The 21,494-nt window shown below is 32.4% G+C and carries 25 protein-coding genes and 2 pseudogenes; 9 read left to right on the top strand and 18 right to left on the bottom strand.

Annotated features, from left to right (window positions below; genetic code table 11):
* Positions 1-72: 72 nt before the first annotated feature.
* The 5 genes from CAB05_RS06765 to CAB05_RS06745 form a co-directional block, all read right to left on the bottom strand.
* Positions 73-324 carry a cold-shock protein gene (locus CAB05_RS06765; protein ID WP_087999061.1) on the bottom strand — a complete coding sequence of 84 codons (252 nt, stop codon included), beginning with the start codon at positions 322-324 and terminating at the stop codon, positions 73-75.
* A 533-nt stretch (positions 325-857) separates the two neighbouring features.
* On the bottom strand, positions 858-1,013 hold the full coding sequence (locus CAB05_RS22060) for a hypothetical protein (RefSeq protein WP_158093196.1): 156 nt from the start codon (positions 1,011-1,013) through the stop codon (positions 858-860).
* A gap of 193 nt (positions 1,014-1,206) precedes the next feature.
* Positions 1,207-2,061, bottom strand: a complete 855-nt coding sequence (locus CAB05_RS06755) for a GNAT family N-acetyltransferase (protein WP_087999059.1) — start codon at positions 2,059-2,061, stop codon at positions 1,207-1,209.
* Positions 2,062-2,443: 382 nt separating this feature from the next.
* Positions 2,444-3,106 (bottom strand): ABC transporter permease subunit, encoded by a 663-nt coding sequence (locus CAB05_RS06750; protein ID WP_158093195.1) that lies wholly within the window; start codon positions 3,104-3,106, stop codon positions 2,444-2,446.
* Between the two features lie 112 nt (positions 3,107-3,218).
* Positions 3,219-4,124: an ABC transporter ATP-binding protein gene (locus CAB05_RS06745; RefSeq protein ID WP_087999057.1), complete on the bottom strand. Its 906-nt coding sequence runs from the start codon at positions 4,122-4,124 to the stop codon at positions 3,219-3,221.
* A 137-nt stretch (positions 4,125-4,261) separates the two neighbouring features.
* On the opposite strand from CAB05_RS06745, the gene CAB05_RS06740 reads away from it, so the two are divergent.
* Entirely contained in the window at positions 4,262-4,831 is a 570-nt protein-coding gene (locus CAB05_RS06740) for a TetR/AcrR family transcriptional regulator (protein WP_087999056.1), read from the top strand.
* A gap of 519 nt (positions 4,832-5,350) precedes the next feature.
* Positions 5,351-5,512, top strand: a pseudogene (locus CAB05_RS06735) (tyrosine-type recombinase/integrase); the annotation flags it as partial.
* Between the two features lie 308 nt (positions 5,513-5,820).
* Here the strand turns inward: CAB05_RS06735 and cbpA are convergent.
* The 6 genes from cbpA to rnz form a co-directional block, all read right to left on the bottom strand.
* Complete coding sequence (gene cbpA, locus CAB05_RS06730; protein ID WP_087999054.1) at positions 5,821-6,477, bottom strand: cyclic di-AMP binding protein CbpA; 657 nt, start codon at positions 6,475-6,477, stop codon at positions 5,821-5,823.
* Positions 6,478-6,830: 353 nt separating this feature from the next.
* A complete protein-coding gene (locus CAB05_RS06725) occupies positions 6,831-7,193 on the bottom strand; it encodes a group I truncated hemoglobin (protein ID WP_087999053.1) in 363 nt (120 codons plus the stop codon).
* Positions 7,194-7,346: 153 nt separating this feature from the next.
* Positions 7,347-7,988, bottom strand: coding sequence for a PspA/IM30 family protein (locus CAB05_RS06720; RefSeq protein WP_087999052.1), 642 nt, complete (start codon positions 7,986-7,988; stop codon positions 7,347-7,349).
* Between the two features lie 14 nt (positions 7,989-8,002).
* On the bottom strand, positions 8,003-8,332 hold the full coding sequence (locus CAB05_RS06715) for a lmo0954 family membrane protein (RefSeq protein WP_087999051.1): 330 nt from the start codon (positions 8,330-8,332) through the stop codon (positions 8,003-8,005).
* Positions 8,333-8,622: 290 nt separating this feature from the next.
* The gene (locus CAB05_RS06710) at positions 8,623-9,360 is read right to left on the bottom strand and encodes a polysaccharide deacetylase family protein (protein ID WP_235821388.1); all 738 of its coding nucleotides are present in this window, start codon (positions 9,358-9,360) and stop codon (positions 8,623-8,625) included.
* A 78-nt stretch (positions 9,361-9,438) separates the two neighbouring features.
* Positions 9,439-10,362, bottom strand: a complete 924-nt coding sequence (gene rnz, locus CAB05_RS06705) for a ribonuclease Z (protein ID WP_087999049.1) — start codon at positions 10,360-10,362, stop codon at positions 9,439-9,441.
* A 142-nt stretch (positions 10,363-10,504) separates the two neighbouring features.
* On the opposite strand from rnz, the gene CAB05_RS06700 reads away from it, so the two are divergent.
* From CAB05_RS06700 to CAB05_RS06690, 3 genes are all read left to right on the top strand, one after another.
* Positions 10,505-11,608 (top strand): BMP family lipoprotein, encoded by a 1,104-nt coding sequence (locus tag CAB05_RS06700; RefSeq protein WP_087999048.1) that lies wholly within the window; start codon positions 10,505-10,507, stop codon positions 11,606-11,608.
* 92 nt (positions 11,609-11,700) lie between these two features.
* Complete coding sequence (locus CAB05_RS06695; RefSeq protein WP_087999047.1) at positions 11,701-12,078, top strand: hypothetical protein; 378 nt, start codon at positions 11,701-11,703, stop codon at positions 12,076-12,078.
* 123 nt (positions 12,079-12,201) lie between these two features.
* Positions 12,202-12,813: a DsbA family oxidoreductase gene (locus CAB05_RS06690; RefSeq protein WP_158093194.1), complete on the top strand. Its 612-nt coding sequence runs from the start codon at positions 12,202-12,204 to the stop codon at positions 12,811-12,813.
* Positions 12,814-12,959: 146 nt separating this feature from the next.
* On the opposite strand, the gene CAB05_RS06685 is transcribed toward CAB05_RS06690, so the two are convergent.
* Complete coding sequence (locus CAB05_RS06685) at positions 12,960-13,154, bottom strand: hypothetical protein (protein WP_087999045.1); 195 nt, start codon at positions 13,152-13,154, stop codon at positions 12,960-12,962.
* 215 nt (positions 13,155-13,369) lie between these two features.
* Here CAB05_RS06685 and CAB05_RS06680 point away from each other — a divergent pair, with 215 nt between their 5' ends.
* On the top strand, positions 13,370-14,317 hold the full coding sequence (locus CAB05_RS06680; protein ID WP_087999044.1) for a Gfo/Idh/MocA family protein: 948 nt from the start codon (positions 13,370-13,372) through the stop codon (positions 14,315-14,317).
* Positions 14,314-14,742 carry an NUDIX hydrolase gene (locus tag CAB05_RS06675; RefSeq protein ID WP_087999043.1) on the top strand — a complete coding sequence of 143 codons (429 nt, stop codon included), beginning with the start codon at positions 14,314-14,316 and terminating at the stop codon, positions 14,740-14,742. Before CAB05_RS06680 ends, CAB05_RS06675 begins: the two co-directional genes overlap by 4 nt.
* A gap of 41 nt (positions 14,743-14,783) precedes the next feature.
* On the opposite strand, the gene CAB05_RS06670 is transcribed toward CAB05_RS06675, so the two are convergent.
* Positions 14,784-15,647: an AraC family transcriptional regulator gene (locus tag CAB05_RS06670; protein ID WP_087999042.1), complete on the bottom strand. Its 864-nt coding sequence runs from the start codon at positions 15,645-15,647 to the stop codon at positions 14,784-14,786.
* A gap of 183 nt (positions 15,648-15,830) precedes the next feature.
* Entirely contained in the window at positions 15,831-16,760 is a 930-nt protein-coding gene (locus CAB05_RS06665) for a DMT family transporter (protein ID WP_087999041.1), read from the bottom strand.
* Positions 16,761-16,936: 176 nt separating this feature from the next.
* On the opposite strand from CAB05_RS06665, the gene CAB05_RS06660 reads away from it, so the two are divergent.
* A complete protein-coding gene (locus CAB05_RS06660) occupies positions 16,937-17,845 on the top strand; it encodes an NAD(P)/FAD-dependent oxidoreductase (RefSeq protein WP_087999040.1) in 909 nt (302 codons plus the stop codon).
* A 5-nt stretch (positions 17,846-17,850) separates the two neighbouring features.
* Here CAB05_RS06660 and CAB05_RS06655 read toward each other — a convergent pair whose 3' ends face one another.
* From CAB05_RS06655 to CAB05_RS06640, 4 genes are all read right to left on the bottom strand, one after another.
* Positions 17,851-18,396, bottom strand: a complete 546-nt coding sequence (locus CAB05_RS06655; protein WP_158093193.1) for a GNAT family N-acetyltransferase — start codon at positions 18,394-18,396, stop codon at positions 17,851-17,853.
* Between the two features lie 38 nt (positions 18,397-18,434).
* Positions 18,435-18,899 carry a GNAT family N-acetyltransferase gene (locus CAB05_RS06650; protein ID WP_087999038.1) on the bottom strand — a complete coding sequence of 155 codons (465 nt, stop codon included), beginning with the start codon at positions 18,897-18,899 and terminating at the stop codon, positions 18,435-18,437.
* Between the two features lie 120 nt (positions 18,900-19,019).
* Entirely contained in the window at positions 19,020-19,400 is a 381-nt protein-coding gene (locus CAB05_RS06645; RefSeq protein ID WP_087999037.1) for a hypothetical protein, read from the bottom strand.
* Positions 19,401-19,767: 367 nt separating this feature from the next.
* On the bottom strand, positions 19,768-20,532 hold the full coding sequence (locus CAB05_RS06640) for a MerR family transcriptional regulator (protein ID WP_087999036.1): 765 nt from the start codon (positions 20,530-20,532) through the stop codon (positions 19,768-19,770).
* A 171-nt stretch (positions 20,533-20,703) separates the two neighbouring features.
* Between CAB05_RS06640 and CAB05_RS06635 the strand changes: the two are divergent.
* Positions 20,704-21,492, top strand: a pseudogene (locus tag CAB05_RS06635) (M15 family metallopeptidase).
* The last annotated feature ends 2 nt before the right edge of the window (positions 21,493-21,494 follow it).

The raw sequence follows: 21,494 nt of genomic DNA, 5'->3' as shown, positions 1-21,494 counted from the left end.
CGATCATCAGCTCTTATAAAGAAATTGTATTATTAAACTAAAGCTGAGCGTTATTTTGAATAAGAAATCCTTTTAATCACTAATAATTACAACATTTCCTGCAACTAAAGACTGGTCTGTTGAGGTCGGTATTTCAATTAAATCAAATAATACCCTTTGACCTTGTTTAAGAAATCGATATCCATCAGGAAAACGAATAAGGTCTGGCATTATAGAACTAAAATGAACAAAGACATGAATACCATCTTTTCCATCAAGCATTATTCGACCATATCCTTTTTCCTCTTTAAACCATTTCACTATGCCTTCACGTTTTAAAGACATATCCACACCACCTAAGGACGACTTTCTTCCTTAAAACATATGCAACTAAAGCTCTCGTTAGTTGCATATGTACTATTTAGTTAGAAAACGTACCATAAATAGTTAGTAATATGATAAGAAAACTAATTGAACACAATAAAATTTGCATTTTCCGATTAGGTTTTGAATTTGTTTTTTTATTTTTCCCCTTAAAAAAGTAGTAAATAAGAGGACCTATTCCAATTGATAAATAACTTATTTTTAAAATCATTTCCAATACTTATTCCCCTCCAATAATTTAGTAAACCTTTAGTTAATTATACACTTCATATGCCTTGCGTAATTTGGGGGAATGTTGTATCTCACTTTAAAAAGTTAAATTGGACTAATCTGCCAAATAGCAATATAAAAAGGCTGCAAAACAGCCTTCGGTGATCTTCAACTAACGCGCCAGTTAGTTATATTGTCTTTGTTAATTCAGCAATATCGCAGTTGTTTATTTTATGATTTTTAAGAACTTTTAGAGCATTAGGTGATACAACTAAATATTGCGTTTAGGAAACTGAAAAATCGTCACCTGTCCAAGTAGAATATAGATTTCCTTCGAGTGTTACTTTCCCTTTTGGTACTAAACGATAGAAATTTGGAAGTACTAAATCAGGGTGCCAGTCACTAAATTCTTCTGAAATTGATACTTCTACATCCTTCATTTCAAATCCATTCAGTTTGCTCTGTAGTATTGTGTTCTTTAGTTCTTTAGTTCTTTAGTTCTTTAGCTCTTCAGTAATAATAAAACAAGGTGTTGTTTCAAGTAACTCATCTCCAAGACATCATCAGATTTACTTTGGGAGAAAATTGTATTACATGCCATAAACTGTTTTTTACTAACTGCTTTTTTTATCTTTATAAAGTTTTCTCCATTTCATATTGTTCGATGTGTATGTTGAGACCTATCTTTTTTAGGAAACGTATAGACTCTATATCGTACTTGTCTACATTGTTGATCGAGATTATTGAATGTCTTTTCCCAATCCATTGAAATAAAGAGTGACCAAAGCCTTGGTTTCTTTTTTCCTTAAGGACACCAAATTGGAGGATCCTCCCTTGTTTAGAATCGATTACAGCATATCCATATATAGTATTTTGTTCACTTATCGTAATCACATCATATAAGTGTGGATTACGTAATATAGCCTGAACAGATTGTTCCCAAGAGGGTTCAAAGTTCCAAAAAGCATGCGCTATGCTCCAATCAAATTTGTTTGGACTAACAGTGGCTATACATATATGTTTAGGAGTAGTGGAGGGGGGGGGATCAATCCGAATACTACCTTTGAAACAGGAAAGTTCTCGCTTTATCTGAAACCCTAAATTGTTATAAACCTTAATAGCTTTTTCATTCGTCTGGATAACTTCTAATAAGCATTTTTGAACATTATGTTGTTTCAGGATAGGAATAGCATAATTGTAGATTTGTGCTACAAGACGCTTACCTCTATATGGGGGAATAACTCCTGTACCAATATCGAAAGCTATTTTTTCACCATTGTGTTCTTCAATTCCGTGCATAATGAAGGCTACCTGCTTATCTTGACTAAATACACCAAATGATAAATTATAATGAATCCCTGCACCTGTAAATCTTTCAGCTAAATAATGCGGAGATACTTTAAACGGAATTATATAATCAGAGAAAGCGTCATTAAAGCAAGTTGTAAATTCTTGCAAATTTATGTGCTCAAGACTTTTAATAATCATTTTAACCACCTCTTACTATTCTCGGCTCTAATATTTGTTTTGATTATTTAATTATTTCTAAAAAAAGCACTCACTTATTAAAGTAATGTTTTTTTTATTTATATTTATATTATTATTTATACATAATTAGAAAAGAATTCCCACCTAATCTTTGTTCAGCCATTTGATCTTAACATTTCTAATATCTTTTCAAACATAAAGTTGACTGTCTTTATCTGTATTCTTTAATTATTTACAAGTACTAGTTTTGCAGCAGGACAAAAAGCTAATTTGTTAGGTGTATGATAAGGTTTTTTGTGCGTTTTAAATTTTCGAGTTAGCTCGGCACCTAAGTGCCAAAAGAATTCTTAATCCCTATATTTTTCAAAGGTTAAAAGGTTATTTACAATGGTAGATCTTTTCGTTTAAAGACGAGTATCCCAATTAAATATAGGACAAGTGCTAACCCAACAAGTATGATTAATTGAGCACCGTAGCTTCCACCTTGAATGATGGCATTAGTATCGTAGAGAGTGATAATAGTAACATTTTTAAGGATTTCCAGACTCTCATTCATACCAGAAAGCATATTCGTAGCAAAGAAAAACACCGTTAATCCTGCACCAAGGGCAAGGGAATGGCTTGAACGGTTGAATAAACAAGATGCAAAAAAAATAATACTGTGAATTGCTAAATTCAATATCAAAGACCCTAATGTTAGAATGAAGAATTTCTCTAATGGTAACTCATCAGGCTGGACTAACTCTGACACACCGTATCCTACAACAAATATTAGTCCAAACATTACCACTAGTGTAGAAATAGAAAATATGATGCTTGTAAAAGTGTATTGAGTTCTTGTGATAGGAGATGACAGATGAAAGGCCATGCTACCTTTATCTACTTGATCGGCTATTAGCTTATTTCCAATAATAACAGAATATATCATGGCAAAGATGAGGGCAAAATTCCCAAAATATTGATTCGCTATAAAAGCAATTAAGGTTGTTATATCACCTAAAGGATTAACAGGAGCATCGATGCTAGCTTGTGCAATTTCATGCATGGTTTCCGGAGTGAATACACTCATCACAATCCCGATTAACAGGGATAATACTCCTGCAATGATAGTAAATATTTTTATATTTGATTTAACTAAGTGAATAAATAAAGACTTTTTAAACATGGTCATGCTTCTCTCCTTTATAAAAATTCATAAAATACTCTTCTAGAGAGTTCTTCATTTCATGAAACGATGTTACATCTCTTTTAGAAAGAGAGCGTATTAGTTCGTTAATTTGATTGTCTTCTATTTCCACCATGACCTGCAAACTGTCTTTTTGAATCTCGCTAATAATAAACCCTTCTTCTTGAATAGATTGAAAATCATGTAGTTTTTGAAACTTTATTTTAAATGTTGTCTTATCAAATTGCTTAAAATCCTGTTCATTCATAACTGAAATTAATCTACCATGCTTTATCATGGCAAGACTATCGCAGGTCCCCTCAATTTCCTCAAATAGATGAGAAGACATAAGGATACATTTCCCTTTTTGTTTTTCCTTGTGAATTAGCTTAACAAATACCGATTGCATAAGAGGATCGAGTCCAGTTGTGGGTTCGTCAAGAATGAGAACATGTGGATCATGCATAAAAGCACAAACAATCCCTACCTTTTGTTTCATTCCCTTAGACATTCGTTTTATTCGTGCTGATGGATCTAATTCAAACATCTCTATAAGCTGTTGAGCTTTTGTCATATCCCGGAGGCCACGCATATTAGCAGCATGCGAAATGAGCTCTGTACCAGTCATGTTTTCTGGAAAAGCAATCTCTGCAGGTAAATAACCGAGATGCTTTTGAATTTCTTTGGACTGATTCCAGCAATCTAAATTTAATATCGTAGACTTCCCGCTTTGTGGTTTAATAAATCCTAGTAAATGGCGAATTGTCGTTGTTTTTCCCGCACCGTTAGGACCTAGAAAGCCAAATACCTCACCTTCTTCAATTCCAAATGAAATATCAAAAATACCCTTATTGTTTCCGTAATCTTTTGTAAGATGTTGGATGTTTATTACTGTCATTTAATTTCACCACGCCATTCCTTCTTTATTTATCCGACAACGTGTCGTATAATTTAAGTGTATTATGTACTAATGTCTATATCAACCGACATTTTTCATCGATTGTCGGATTTTGAGACACCGTGGGAGGAAGAACGATGAAAAAGAAGCCAACGATAACCGCACAAACAAAACAAAATATAATAGATGCCTTCTGGGAACTTTATTGCACTAAGCGAATAGAGAAAATAACAATAAAGGAAATTACAACGAGAGCTGGATATAATCGATCTACATTTTATGAGTACTTTACAGATGTTTATGATGTCCTTGAGCAAATAGAAAACACATTGATTTCCAGGCTACAAGAGTTGCCTATGCAGCAACTATCTTCTCCAGGTGATCCATTCCCGTTTGAAGCACTTGTTAGCATGTATTCACACCACAGCAAATACCTAGTGGTACTACTTGGAGATCACGGAGATCCAGCATTTCAAGGCAAAGTCAAAGGCAGCATGAAGCCGATAATAAAAGAAATTCTAGTTTCAAAAGGAGCGAAAGACGGCTTTGAACTAGACTACACACTGGAATATGCTTTATCAGCTATGATAGGAATCTTAAGCTACTGGTTCAACCAAGAAAAAGCACCATCAATCGAAAGCTTGATGGTGCTAATAACGGAGCTTTCTAGTGAGGGAGTTATGGGGAGATTAATGGGCAGAAGTTGAGTGACATTTCATTTTTAGGATAGTGTATCCGTATATTAAAAGGTAGCTTTCGTCTAAAATAGCAGACAATTGAGAACCAATATATTTAAACTAACAGGTGGCATTAGTTGAACACAAGCAACATCGTTGTTGTAGTAGATGAGGTCATTTGTTGTACAAGAAAGGATAAATGAATAGAGGCATCTAATCCTGATCATCTATCCTCTCTTTTACATTATAAAATTTGTGTCATTATACATTTTTGAAAAACCAAATAAGAGTAACAAAGAACTCTCCATTTTTTAAACAATAAAAAAGTGTAACTTAAATCACTAATTTTACTTACAATTTTAGTAATTTATCAGTTACACAAATTTGCTAATCTTGATAAAAAATTTGTAGCTATTTTTCAAGGATAGCAAAGCAGAGGCTTATCATATTAGGATAAGCCTCTGCTTGTTGTTGAACTATTCCTCTCAAGAATTGATTATTTGATTGTGTTAACCTAAATCATTTTTTATAATGGCGGGACACTTTTCACCACATCAACTAAGACACAGTTATGCAACTCATTTAATGGATAATGGTGCTCCTCTTGAAGTAATCCAAAGTTTATTAGGTCATGAAAAAAGTGAAACAACACGTATTTATGCCGAACTAAGTGGAAAACAACGTCATGAGCATTATAGTAAATTCTTTTAAAATATGACCTAAAGCGGATGAATTTAGGTTTTGCACTATTAAAACATGCACCTATTTGTGAATCTTTTCACTTAAACTATACTGCCATTTAGTTTAAGTGTAATCCTTCACAATCTAAAAAATATATTTCTTAAATATCCCGTTTTCGTTAGATAAGATTTAGCTTCTAAAGGCATAATAAAAACCACTAATGCAACTATAAATTAGCATTAGTGGTAAATTAAATCTTTACTAGAATATTAAAATCATTAAAAAACATTTTAATCTAGAAACAGTAATAAATACCCTGCTTCATACTATCATATTTCTTAACTTTTAACGGATACTTCCTCATGAATAATATGAAATTCTTTTTTCAAGATTGCTTCTTTTAACTTTTTATAGTGTTCTTCACTAATTGTTGGAGGGATTGTAATTAAAATTCTTCTATAAACTGAATCACTATCTAAAGTAATACAGCTTTTTACATTTGCATATTTGTTAACGATATTTGCTAATCTAGATAACGCACCAACATGCTCCATCGTACTAACAGTTAATGAGTAACCGCCATCTTTTAGACCCCAAGCTTCCTCTAACAGTTCAAATACTGTTTTGTGTGTTAAGATTCCAACAAACTCGTTCAAATCATTTACTACTGCTAAATATGGAAATCTTTTAATCGTAAAGAATACTTTAAAGAAAGGTGAATCCTCAGAAATCGGATCACATTCTTTACGCACAAAATCATTTACGGTTTTTCCTTGTAGTGAGTCATTTTCTACTAAATACTCTGCTAAATCTACTCTGTATAAGTTACCTACATATTGCTTATCGTCTTCACTTAGTACTGGGATACAACGATAGTTTGTTTTCTTTAGTAGTTCCCACGCAAATTGTGCCTCTGTTGAAACCATGCAATGTACAACTTCATGTTTTTTTACGATATTACCTTTAATTCTCACTTTATCCCTACTTTCGTTCATTTATTTTCTCATATTGTTTGGTGTTTAATTTTTACAAAGAATTTTCATAGACAGTAAAGTAATATTCTACCTCAAGTCAAATGAAATCCTTGTTCCATTAATACATTCGCTCTTTCTGTCAAAGTACCTCTATCTTCTGATACTAGGATGAAAATTTTTATTAGAAAGACATTAGAGCACACAACATGTAAATTATATTGACTTAATAAGGATATTATTCCATGAAAAAACCATTTATTTTATTTTATCACTTTAAATATTTTCCATTCCTCTAGAGAATTGACATTTCTATGACTTTATAGAACTAATAAAAAAATCACTTATAAAAAGTGATTTCTTTTTCTCTCGAATGATTATTTATATAAGATGTCGTCTTTCAATGAGGCAACTTTCGTTAAAGCCTGATCGATATCGCTTTCGCTTACTCCAAAATGCGCTAATGCAGCATGTAAATGATTTGCGATTGCATTAAAATGCTCTGGTTGGAGGTTCATACCCTCATGTGCCTTGGCCATAGATTTCCCTGAATATTGATTAGGTCCACCTAGTGCAAAACTTAAAAATTTTGCTTGATGTTTTCTTTGTTTTTCCATATCTGTATGCTCAAAAAAATGATTTACAGTTTCGTCTTTGAGTACTAATTCAGAGTAAAAATAATCTACTACTTTCGAAATAGATTCCTCTTTACCAAATTTTTCATAAAGTGTCTGTTCCATTAAGATCATTCCTCACATTCTAAGATAGAGTTATTTTCCCCTGTTTGTAATTAACTATTCAATGATTCTTACAAACTGAAATAATACAGCATTGTATGTAAATAGAAGCAAAAAAAAGAAGAGATTTACATCTCTTCTCTTTTAAATATGCTATTAAGCTTCCTGTTTAAAGGTACTTTTTAAATCTTTTTTTAATTGTTCAATTTTATAATCAAATGTTTGAAGGTCAAATTCTGAACGAACTCGAAGTTCTAAATCACGAATTTGCTTTTCAAAATAATTGAAATCAATTGAAGGCATTTTACTGTTTAGTAAATGATGAGTTTCATTGATTTTCTTTGTTGCATGTGCCATATTTTGACGTGACATTAAATCAAACTTTTTTGTATGAAGCTCTTTTAACTTTTTTTCAATTTGATCAACTTGCTCATGCATAAAGTTAATTTCTTCTTCTGTTTTTGAGATTAGTGCAGCAAATTTATCTGCCTGCTCTTTATAAAAAGCAAGGTCCTCATTCGCACGCTTCGTTAGATCTTCAACACCAGCTTCAGTTGCTACTTGTAATTGTTCTTCACGCTTTGTTACCATTTGAAGCGCGCCTTCACGTTCTACTTGGAACTTCGTACGTAATGAATAATGTCTTTCTAGTAAACCTCTTACTTTACTTAATTCATTTTCTGATTGTTTGATGAAATAATTTAATTGAGAAATTGGATTTTTATGTTCCTTTTCATCTAAAATTCCGTGTAAGTCTGCAGATATTTGGTCTTTAATACGAGTAAATAAGTTTTTCATTTTCAACACTCCTCTTAGTTTAATGGTTTGAAATTTTCATCATAAATTTTGTATTCATCATCTTTTAAGCTTTTTTGGTTTTTATAATCTTTATATAGGTAATAAAGCAAAACAGCTGCTGCTACTCCTATTAATGAAGGAAGACCACTAATTGCGATCGATAATCCGATTAAACCAATAATCGCCCAAACTATTTTCATAAAGATTGAATCTGTTTTCATAAACTTTTTAAAACTGTAATACGTAATCAGTAACCCAAGTCCTAATGCAATTAATCCACCTAAATTCGCTAAAGCAACACTAATTAATATTAGTACGAGGATAAACATTAAAAATTTTTTCATTCCCTCGTTCGCCTCCTTTCAACTTATACTCCTATCTTATACAAGTTTTTGCGTATGAATAATGGCCTGAGGAATGGTTTTATATCAGACTTAAGAAGTAGAAGAGTGGTTTTTTGCTCGTAAATAGGCATTTTCTCAGCTCATTTCTACTTTCTTCACCTTTTATGTGAGGTATCTTCTAGAGTTGTCATCAACTAACGCATACTTAAATAGCAACAATGGATATTAAAACAGAACAAACAAAAAACCAGCACCTATTTAGAATCATCTAAAAGAGTACTGGTTTTACATTAGAATTTTGGAAGTTTGACTCCTGCCTTTAATTCCAACAATTGTGATACCGTAACAAATTGATATCCTTGTTTTTGTAAAGCAGGTAAGATTTGTTTTAGGGCGTCAATCGTTTGAGTTCGATCACCACCATGATCATGAAATAAGACGATATCCCCTTTTCTCGTATCTTTTAACACATTCGAGACGATTTTATATACGCCTGGATTTGACCAATCAAATGTATCTTGATGCCATGACCACATGACTGTTAAATAGCCAAGCTCATGTACTGCGTTTATTGAACGTTCACTGTAATATCCAAATGGTGGTCTAAATAATACAGGTTCCACATGTGTAGCATTAATGATTGCTTCATGTGTTTTTTGAAGCTGATTTCTAATTTGTTCGTCAGATAAGTATTGAAGTCTAGCGTGACTAAATGTATGATTTGCCACTTCATGACCTTCTTCAATCTCTCTAAGTGCTACCTCTGGATATCTAGTAACTCTCTCACCAATTAAAAAAAATGTTGCCTTTGCATTATACTTTTTCAATAAATCTAGCACTTGAGGTGTGTATAAATCATTTGGGCCATCATCGAAAGTAATTGCAACCACTTTTTCTTTAACAGGCACTTCCCAAATCGCTGTACCTTGCTTCTCATAATAATATCGATTTTTACTTGCAGCACTTACATTACTTGAAATACTTAGTATAATTACACAAAATAAAAGGATAACTTTTAACAGTTTCAAAGCGCCGACCTTCCCTTTACACATAATAACTATATCATGTCACTAAAGTGGTCTTTTATGCGTCTTATACAATCTTATTTAAACTCGGGAAATATCAAATTCATCAAAATCATTTGCTATAAAAGTGTTCTCAAAAATCGAACGTGCTTCGTTTAATAATGTATTTGATAATTCCCCTTGGTATCTAGCACTAATATGTGTTAAGAACAAAGTATGAATATTTTCCACTTTAGCAACAGTTGCCACTTGTGTGCTTGTACTATGAAAATAGTCGAATGCGTGCTTCGTTTCTTCATCAGCAAATGTAGATTCATGTACAACTACATCCATTCCTCTTGCAAGTAACTGACTTTTTTCAGTCATTCTTGTATCACCTGCAATAGCAATTTTTCTTCCTTTTTTTGATGCTCCAATGAAATCATTTCCATTAAGGACTCTTCCATCCTCTAAGGAAACCGTTCTGCCTTCTTTTAGAAGTTTATAAATCGGCCCCGGCTGTACTCCCTGTTTTTTCAATTCAGAAACATTTAATTCTCCTGGTAAATCCTTTTCGATTATTTGATAACCGAATGACTGAACACCATGCTCTAGCTCGATTGCATTTACTAAAAATGTATCATCCTCAAAAATGATTCCCTCTATGATTTCCTGATACTGAATTGGATACTTTAAATATGTTCCACTTATTCTAAAGCTAGTTTCTACATATTCTTTAATTCCTTTTGGTCCATAAATCGTTAATAAATCTTCTCCACCTAAAAATGTTCTGCTACTTAATAATCCTGGTAACCCAAAAATATGATCACCATGAAGATGAGTAATAAATATTTTCTCAATTCTTCTTGGGCGAATATTTGTATGTAATATTTGATGCTGAGTGGCTTCCCCACAATCAAACAACCAAGTAGTTCCTCTTTCTTCAAGAAGTTGTAATGCGATACTCGTTACATTTCGTCCTTTTGATGGCATTCCTGCTCCAGTTCCTAAAAATACAAGCTTCACGATCATGCCTCCATCTAAATCATTTCTACTAGTTACAGTACCATTTGTTACCTAAAAATGCCAACACTTTATAGAATGATTCATACATAAATTGGGAAATTTACACAATAGAGTTTTAAATATAATTTCATGGAGGATTCCGATGGGAAAAAAGTTTTTCCAACTAGTTTCATGTTCTATGATCGCAAGCCTAATCTTCGTCGGCTGTAGTAATCAGAACAATAATGTAAATGAGTTGAATAAAAATAAGGATTTAAAGATTGGGATCGTCACAAATAAAACTGGTATAAAAGACCATTCATTGAATCAGGCGGTTTGGGAAGCAATCGAGAAAACGGGTAAAAAAAATGGGTGGAAGGAAAATGAGCATTACAAGTATTTAAATGCAAAGTCAGAGGACGATTATCAAAAGTATTTAAAGAAATTTGCAAAAGAAGACTATGATCTAATATTTGCTGTCGGTTACCCATTTAAAGAACCACTTAAAAAAGTAATCAGTAAAGATGAAAAAAATAATTATGCATTAATAGACGCAATTGTTGATAAGCCAAATGTAGTCAGTATTACGTTTCATGAAGAGCAATCATCCTTTTTGGCAGGAATCGTAGCAGCGATGTCCACAAAGTCTATGAAAGTTGGTTTTATTGGCGGCTCTAAAGGGAAACTAATTGAAAAATTTGAGTACGGTTTTAAAGCAGGCGTAAAATCGATCGACCCAAAAATAAAGGTTATATCAAAATATGCAAATGCATTTGATCAACCTGAACAAGGAACGAAATTAGCTTCAACTATTTACTCTGAAGGTGCAGATGTTATATATCAAGCAGCTGGCGTTACTGGTTTAGGCGTATTTTCAGAAGCGAAAAAGTTGAAGAAAAATGGAAAAAAAGTTTGGGTTATTGGTGTGGATCGCGACCAATATAAAGAAGGTTTACCAGAGAATGTTACACTTACATCAGCAATAAAAGATGTAGATAAAGCAATTGACGAAGTAATCACGAAAACCATAAAAGGTAACTTCCAAGGTGGAAGAATTTTAAGATTTAGCATAAAAGATCATAGTGTCCGTCTATCAGATGAGAAGAAAAACTTAAATAAAGATATTAAGGAACAAGTATCATTGTATGCTGATAATATAAAATCCGGAAAAATTGTTGTGCCTACTACAAAAGAAGAATTCGATAATTTCTCTCCGGTTAAACCAGAAAAAGAAGCAACTAAGAAAAAGATTAAAATCATGAAATAACAAAATACAAAGATTATCAAAACTCTTTGTCCAAAAATCTTGTCATTGTGCATATAGTATATTACCAGCAAATAAAGGTTAGGTGTTATACGATGACATTACATGATTTTTTCTTACTATTTTACTGTTTCATGATTTTTATTTCCGTACCAATTGGCTATCGTTACGTGTCTATAAAAACAAGAAAAACCGGTGAATTCTTACCATATTTAGTCAGTTCACTAGCATTCGTTTTAGCTGATGGCATCATATCAATCTTAATTTGGATTGCGCTCACCTCAAAAATGAACACCTTTATGTATTTAGGTGGCCTACTAACAGGCATGATTTTTACATCATTATGCGGATTTTTACTCTTTTTTGTACTACTTTTAAGACGTAATACTTTTCTAAATGATTATGAAGAGTCTTCAATCAAAATAGAATCAATAAACGGTAATCCCATTGACCATTCAATTATTAAGAAATAGAGTCATTTGCACTCTATTTCTTTTTTGTGGTTTTTGAAAGTTTGCATTCAAAATACATATAAATTGTGATTTTTAAATAAATATGTTTATACTTTCATTAATAGATTTAGGAGGTTTAGTATAGTGAAAGTTACCGTTTATTCTGATTATGTATGTCCGTTTTGTTATTTAGGGAAACACCCATTAGAAGAAGCACTAAAAGAAGTTGAAAATGTTGAGGTAGAATGGAAGCCGTTCCAATTACGCCCTGAAGGCTCAGAGCCGCTGAGTCCTAATAGTTCATATATCCAACAAGGATGGAAGTTTGGTGTTCAACCACTTGCTGAAAAATTAGGTGTTGAAATGATCTTACCTACAATGGATCCACATCCTTCTACTAAAAAAGCTCATCGTGGTTTCTTATTTGCAAATGAACATGACAAAGGTTCTGAATATGCACAAGCTGTTTTAGCTGGATTTTGGACAAAAGGAAAGGAAATCGGGGATGTAAACGTATTAGCTGATATAGCTGAAAATTTAGGACTTGATCGCGATTTATTTATTGACGCTGTTTCAAGTACATCTTATGATCATTCAATTCAAAATCCATCATTTATCAATGCAGTACCTTCTTTTATTATCGGAGACACGGTATTACAAGGCGTGCAAAGTAAGGAAGCATTTATCCAAGCTTTAAATAACCAAAAACAAGTTGAACAGTCTTCATTAAGCTGTGATATTGATGGGAACTGCTAAAGAGGTGTATATTTACACCTCTTTTTACTGCCCGCCAAACGCTCGCTTTCTTCGTTACTAGCCTGTCCTAAGGTGCTCATTACCGTTTAGGTAACTCCTCTCCTCATCAGTCTGCGTGACTTGAAAGACAAGCGTTTTCAATCAGTCTAAATATCTGATTTTTTATAATTGTCTACACTTACTACACTTTGTCTCACTTGATGCCAATCAATTAAGTATGGATTTCCGCTTATAACTTTTCTCGTCTCACCACTCATCAATGATTGATTTTTTAATAATTCCGATTGAAAAAAGAAATAGCCATGTCCACTACCATCATAATAGAAAGCTTTTATTCCCATTACTTCACCCCTAGTACTTTTTCACTATTTTTATTCGCCCTCCTTAAGCACTATCCCTTTTATATTTCTGAATTTTCCGATACTTTTTGTCGCATAAACAAAATAAACTTCAAGAAAATCAGCATTTATTTTTTCGAATAGAACTCCCGTCTTTAATAAATGTATTTTTCTTACTATAATGAAAATAAATCCATTTTTGAAAGGTGTTTTTACATATGATTAAAGTTGGTATTATTGGTCTTGGAGCAATCGGTCAACGATTAATCCCTCTATTTTTAAATCATCCAGAAATAAAAATCGTTGCGATCTGTGATTCGCTCAATGAAAGACTAAATGAAATTGCTAATCAGCTAGAGAATGTTCATACTTTTACTAATCACAAAGAGATGCTTTCAGATTCTGAATTAGATTTGGTTTACGTTACTGTTCCTCCAAAATTTCACCATACTGTCGTTTCTGATGTTATTGACAAGGGAATTAATGTTTTATGTGAGAAGCCTTTAGCAAACTCTACTGAAGAAGCACTAAGTCTTTATCATCAAGCGAAAGAAAAAGGAATACTTCATGCGATGAATTTCCCTTTAAACTACAACGGTGGTAGTAAAACATTCGCTGCTCTTATTAAAGATGGATATGTAGGAAAGTTAAGGAGAATTGAATTAAAAATGCATTTTCCAAACTGGCCAAGACCTTGGCAACAAAATGAATGGGTAGCAACAAAAGAACAAGGCGGTTATGTACTTGAAGTAGGCGTACATTTTATTCAACAAATTCAAAAGATTTTTGGAGATATGAAAGTAATACATAAAAATATACAGTACCCAGAGGATCCAAAAGCCTCAGAAATTGGTATTATCGCAAATTTAGAATTAAGTGACAAAACGCCAATTTTAATAAATGGTCTAAGTCAAATTGCAGGAATTGAAGAAATCAAGTTCACTGCGTATGGAACTGAAGGTACATTATCTTTAGTGAACTGGGCAGATGTTGAAGGTGCTAAAATCGGAGATCCTATTCAAAAGATTGAGACAGATGATTCCTTAAAAGATTCATTAATTAATAATGTTGTAAAAGCCCTTAAAGGCGAAGAAGCAATCATTATTGACTTTGCTAAAGGCTATGAAGCACAAGTTGTCTTAGAAGCTTTAAGAGGGGAACAATGACACAAGTAAATTTTCACGAATTAGATGAAATAGATGATAATGATCTGTCATTCGCAGTTATAATGGCAAGATATAATGAGAAATGGATTTTTGTAAAACATAAAAATAGATCTACTTGGGAAATCCCTGGCGGAAAACGCGAAAAACATGAAACAATAATTGAAGCAGCCAAAAGAGAATTAAGTGAAGAAACTGGCGCAATAAACTTTCGAATCGAATCCATTTGTATTTACTCTGTGAGTGTTCAACAAACTCAAACATTTGGACAGTTATTCTTTGCTGAAGTAAATCATATTGGAAACTTACCTAATTTAGAAATAGGTGAAATTAATTACTTTGATGAAATTCCAGAAAATCTAACATATCCGCTCATTCAACCTTTTTTAGCAAAGAAAGTAGAATACTTTCTAAACAATTATAAATAACAAATAGTGCAGCCAAATTGGTTGCACTATTTTCAATTTATTTACTTAACTGGAATCCAGATTTCTGAATAGTAATCATCACTAAACGGATTACCTCCTGGATACATTTCAAATTCTGGAATTCCTGCGTGTTCATAGCCACTTCCTGGAAACCACTCTGAAAAAATTTGTTTCCAAGCCTTCTGCATCGCATGAGGCATAGCTCCGTTTACCGCAAAGACAGCCCATTTTGAAGCAGATATCTCATGATGTTGGAAACCCTCAGGTACGATCCCCTCATATTCAGTAGCTACCCAATAATCAAGTAGATTTTTTTCTTTTTGATCTTGATTCATTGTACAAACACCTAATACACCTTTAATCTGACCATTGTTTAACTCATATAATTGATCACTTGTACCGTTAGCGTTCACTTCATCCCACAATTTTGGAATTTCTTGTTGTTGCTGGTCATTTAAACATGAAAATTCTTTTTTTACACCAATAATTTGAAAACGCCCTTTTTCCACAATATTAAATTGCACTGGTTCTGCTCCCTTCAAACTCACCTGTATAACTAGGCGGTTATATGATTTTAAATTGCCGATAAACTTTCTTGCTTCACTTGGTGTCACACCATGCTGTTTGCGAAATGCTTTTGTAAAAGCTTCAGGAGAGTCATAACCATACCTTAAGGCAATATCTATGATTTTATGATCAGTAGTTGTTAGTTCTTTTGCCGCTAATGTCATTCTTCTTCGTCTTATATACTCTGCAACATTCGTATCGGTCAAAATTGAAAATGTCCGTTGGAAATGAAAAACAGACGAATTCGCTTGTCTTGATATGTCTTCGATCGATAAATCCTCAAGTAAATGTTCCTCTATAAAATCAATTGCCTTTTGTAATGATTCAACCCAAGCCATGTGACTCACTCCCTTAACTACATCCTATCAATTTATTTAAATGTCATCCTGTCTTTTTGTGCTTTCATTTGACAGGTCTCTCGTTTATTCTTTCTATTCTATTAAAAATCGCTTCTTCCTTTTTCTTGAACGAAACCGTACAAGTGAATAGCCAACAAGATTTTGTTGGCTAATTTTCACAAACTATGACAAAGATTCGTCTTTATTTTTTGCAATTGATAAAATCACAATCGTAAATATAATGCACAAGGATCCGATCCAATCAACTACGCCAAATTCTACCTTCAGCCAAATAACAGATAGTACAGCTGCTGATAAAGGTTCAACACTTGCTAGTAAACTAGTTTCAGAAGCGGTAATATATTTTAAGCTTTCTAAATAACAATAAAATGCAATTAATGTACCAAATATTACAATGAAAATGACTGCAAAATATGAACTAATTGACCAATGTCCCTGAAATTCCCAAGGAGGATTTATAAAGCTAAAACTAATGCCTCCTATTAACATTCCCCAACCTACAACCAACGTCGATCCCCATTTTTTAAGTAGGTTTTGAGGTTGTAAAGTATAAAAAGCTAATGCAAATGCAGAGCCTAGTCCCCAAAATAATGCCCAACCAGTAATGGATAGTTCATTTATATTCCCATGAGTTACTAAAAGAAATGTACCTACAAGTGCTAAAGCGACAGCAAGTAACTCTTTATATGTAGGGATTTTTTTAAAGCGAATGGCGATATAGCATGTAATCATAACCGGAGCTAAATATTGCAATATCGTAGCAGTAGCTGCATTTGAGCTATTAATTGCCGCAAAGTATGTATATTGTACAGCTAGCATTCCTAATATACTAAACAATAGTAAACTCAACATATCTTTTTTATTTTTCCAAATATCTACTATGTTCTTTTTTTCTTTCAATCTAGCAAGCATTAATAAAATTATTCCTGAAATCAGTAAACGAATAACGACTAACCATTCAGGACTAAATCCGCTTCTTTGAAATAAGAATTGGGCAACCGTTCCAGATACTCCCCATAAAATCGCTGCAGTTAAGACAAGAAATATCCCTCTTGATCTTGAATATGATAATGCAATTTTGTCAGAACTCATATAAACTCCCCTCTAACGATTAACTAACTTGAATGTAATAGAAGAATCGTAACACACTTTAAATATTCAGAAAATATAAATCGAACAAAAGAGCAAGAATTTATCCTTTTTCTGATTAGAATTGTTCGTAATGGAAAAATTGAACAGTATAAGACGTATTTAGGAGAAATATAAAAATGAAGGAAATTTATGAATGCATCATCATTGGAGGCGGTTTTGCAGGACTACAAGCTTCTATACAACTAGGACGATATAAACGCAAAACACTTGTGATTGACTCGAACTACGGACGCTCCACATACTGTAAAAGGTACCGTAATATTTTAGGATGGCCAAGTGGGATTAGTGGATTACAATTAAGAGAACTAGGAAAAAAGCAAGCGACTGAATATGGTATTTCATTTTTAGAAGATAAAGTGATTACAGTGCAAAAAAATGATACAACCTTTGAAATTGTGACAGAAAAAGGACTCACCTTTGATGCGAAGACTATTTTATTAGCAACGGGTCTACTAGATCGAATTCCTGATATTAAACATATTTTTGATTGTCTTGGCACATCAATTTATGTATGTCCAGATTGTGACGGATATGAAATCTCAGATAAGTCTGTATTAGTATTAGGAGCAGGTATTGCTGGTGCTAACATGGCGTTAGAAATACACTATTGGACGAATAAAATTACTTATATTAACCATGATGGCGAAGAATTAGAAACAGATGTTTTAAATCAACTTCGACATAAAGGGATTATTTATCAAAAAGAAAAAATTATAGAAATCGTGAAAGACCAAGATTCAAATTTTAAAGGAATTACTCTAAAAAATGGTGATATTCTATTAGCAGACCGCGCTTTTATTGGCTTCGGTGGGAATAAAATACATAACGAACTTGCAAAACAACTCGGTGTAGAATTGTTAAACAATAAACATGTCATTGTAAATCCTCGAACAAAGGAAACGAATGTCTCAAATGTATGGTCAGCTGGTGATCTTGTAGCACATTCCCAACAAGTCACCATTGCCATGGGTGAAGGTACTCAAGCAGCTGTTTGGATCCATAAGCGTCTACTAGAAATAAATTGATTTTTTTATAAAGAAATTTCTAGCTGAATATCTAAAGGTTCTTTCTCATAAATTTTTTGATGTATCTCATCAGCGTAAGTACAACCAACTGATTGATAAAAATATTGAGTTTCGATAGATGGGTGTGCTGCTATATATAGCTTTTTTGCACCCATCTGTTTCGCTTTTTCTTTGCATAAATGAAACAGTTTCTTACCGATCCCGTATTGTCTAAATTCATTGGAAACATGGATATACGGTAATTCTAGGTATTGGCTATTACTTCCGAAAAATTGATTTTCAATATTAGCGAAACCTACTACATCATCTTGATGATAAGCACCGATAACTGCCCCTCCTACTTTTAAACAATTTTGTAGAGTTTGGATCACTTGTATCTTTTTTTCTTCATTCCATTCCTCCACAAAATAATCTTCTTTTATATTGTATTGTTGGCCATCTCTATACCAAACTTTATTCGTAACTTGATAACGATTAAAAGTCTTTAAAAATTGTAAATCCAATTCTTGTAATGATAGAAAACGATATTGTATATTTATTTGATTTTCCATTTTTCTCCTCATTTTATGAACTTTATGAAACGTTTCCTTTAAATTGATTTTGCCATAATAATATTTGTAATTTCATATCCAATTTTCTCATAGAGCAAACGAGCAATTTTGTTATGACCAAAAACATGTAATTCCATTCGATTCATCCCTATTTCTTTTGCTTTTTGATCTATTTCTCGCATTGCCTCTTTCCCATATCCTTTACCTTGAAACTCATCAAAAATAACAAAATCATAAATATATCCTTCAGTTTTTCTTTGAGGAGACGCTTGCCCTAACCAGATTACTCCGACCTTCTGATTACCTTTAAGAATCGAATAAATATAATGATTTTCCGTTTTTTCACCATTTGGTAATAAATAAGTAAATTCTTTTTCAGCGCGCTCCAACGCTTCTTCTTTAGTCCAATTACTTGAAGCAACTTTCTCCTTCGCATAACCAATGATTGCTTGCTTAAAATATTCATCGAAATCTTTTTCGTTTATTAGGTTTAATGTCAACATTACCTGACCCTCCTCATATTTTAAAAAGCAACTTTTATATATTCTTTAGTTCAACAAAAAAACACTACTTCCTTTTACAGAAATAGTGCTTTATGAAGAATTTATGTCATTAGCATTAATTTATAAATGAGGAATAAGCATCGTTAACATGCTTATAAATGACAAAACAAAGGCTAATACAGGAATAATAATTCTTAGTGCAATTGATGGAAAACCAAATCTGAAGTATGTATCTACAACACATAAATAACTGCCTATATAAATTAGTCCTGCTAGTATACACCTGTAAATTTCTTTATTGGTTAATGATTTTAAAGACTGATGTAACAAATGTTGATCTAAATATATATGTACTAATTCAAACATCGAAAATAACAAAAAGTACAAAATAAATGCTTTTACATAATTGATAGAATGAATGTTCTCTTGATCTTGATAAGAATGTCTTTTAAAAAATTGTTTTCTATGTCTTTCTTTTCTCGGAATAAAATGTTCATCCATTGGAGTACTTCCTTAATAAAAAATTTATTTACATACTTTTATTTTACCTAAAAATGCTTCTATTTAAAATATTTCAATATTATTTCCATTATATTTGTAAAATATAGTAAAAAATAAAATCAAATTAAATAAATAACAAAAACACTAATACAAACTGTTTCCGGTATTAACATTTTTCTTACTTTCTTCTTAACACTTTGTGTTCTCTAATTTAACACCTCCAACATATTTATTCTTAAAAATATCTATATACGGTTTGATCTTATCCAAATTATACCAAAATTTTACTTCACTCTAAACTTTTCGCTCCACAAAATTAAAAAGGATGTGACGTACAAATGTACGTCACACCTTTTTTAATTTTCTTTTATTTTTTTGTTCCTGTGTAAATATGAACTGCATCTCTTAAAAATTCTGCTGTTCCAGGCTGTTCTTTATCGTAGTATGCTGTAAATCGTTCATCATCTACATACATTTGCGCAAGGCCTGCATGTGCTTCTTTACTGTATTGATTCCAGTAAAAAGATAACCATTTTTTATGCAAATCCGCTGCTTTTTGAGCTAAATCCCCTGCTGGATCGCCTGTTTTAAACGCTTCTGCTAATGTTACTTCTATCTCTTTTGCAAGTCTCGTTACTTCTTCATGTTGCTCTTTTGTCATATTTAATAATTTTTCATTCGATTTATTAACAGCTTCGTCTCCGTATTTTTCACGAACTTCTTTACCGTATTTTTTTTCATTTTCATCTATTAAATTTTGTTTAAAGCCTTCAAATTTTTCTTGATCTGACATCGTTATTCTCCCTTCGTTGGACGCAATCGATTTTTCTACATTTTCGATTAAAGCATCTAATTGTTTTCTCTTGTCAAGAAGTCGTTCACGATGTTCAATAAGCGCTTTGGCACCATCAAATGAAGGTGAACTAACTATTTCTTTTATATTTTCTAAACTAATTCCTAGCTCTCTATAAAACAATATTTGCTGGAGTCGCTCAACTTCTGTTTGACCATATATTCGATATCCTGATGAATTGATTCTTGCCGGCTTAAGAATTCCAATTTCATCATAATATCTTAGAGTTCTAGTGCTAATCCCTGCTAATTTTCCAAGCTTTTGAACAGTATATTCCAAGTGCTTCTACCTCCTGACAACTTTACTTTACACCTTTACGCAACGTTAAAGTCAATTGATTTTCTAAACATTTTTTCAGTTTTTAATCATATTTTTGCATGCTATTAAAGATTGAAGTCAAAATAATGAAAAGAATAAAAGAAAAAGTAACATCAGGAGGAACTTACATTCATGAGATATTTCTTCACATTTATCGTTGTATTTTCACTTTTATTTGTAAGTGCATGTACAAAAGAAAAACCTAATTCACACTCTCAACTTCAGAAAAAAAGCCAAAACCAAAAAACTCATGAAAACCCTCAGTCTTCCCAAAAGGACTTACATAATATAGAGAAAATGAATGTATCGAAAAATAGGAATGCTGTTAAAACTGTTGCTCAACCATCGGCCGTTAATGTACTAGTAAATAAAAAATACTTTTTACCTAAAAATTATGTACCTAAAGATTTGGTTTATCCAACTGTTTCATTTATTTTTAAAGAGAAAATTGAAAAACGTAAAATGAGAAAAGAGGCTGCTCTGGCCTTGAACAAACTATTTACCGGAGCAAAAAAAGATAAAATTTATTTAAGTGGTGTTTCTGCCTATCGTTCCTATGTAACACAAAAAGCTGTTTTTAATCGATATGTAAAAGAGGATGGTTATGAGAATGCAAGAAAATATAGTGCATTACCAGGTTCAAGTGAACATCAAACTGGTTTAGCGATAGATGTTAGTAGTAGTACCGGAAAATGTGCTGCCCAAAGTTGTTTTGCAAATACAAAAGAAGCAAAGTGGCTACAATCGAAAAGCACGAATTATGGATTTATCATTCGTTATCCAAAATGAAAAGAATCAATAACAGGTTATAAATACGAACCTTGGCATATACGTTATGTTGGCGTTCCATTAGCCACGCAAATGAAAAAACGAAACATAACGCTAGAGGAATATTACAATGTATATCCAGTTTCAAAATAAAA

It is taken from the genome of Gottfriedia solisilvae (assembly GCF_002128405.1).
Taxonomy (GTDB): Bacteria; Bacillota; Bacilli; order Bacillales; family Bacillaceae_G; genus Gottfriedia; species Gottfriedia solisilvae.
This window is presented reverse-complemented; position numbering and strand designations above follow the sequence as displayed.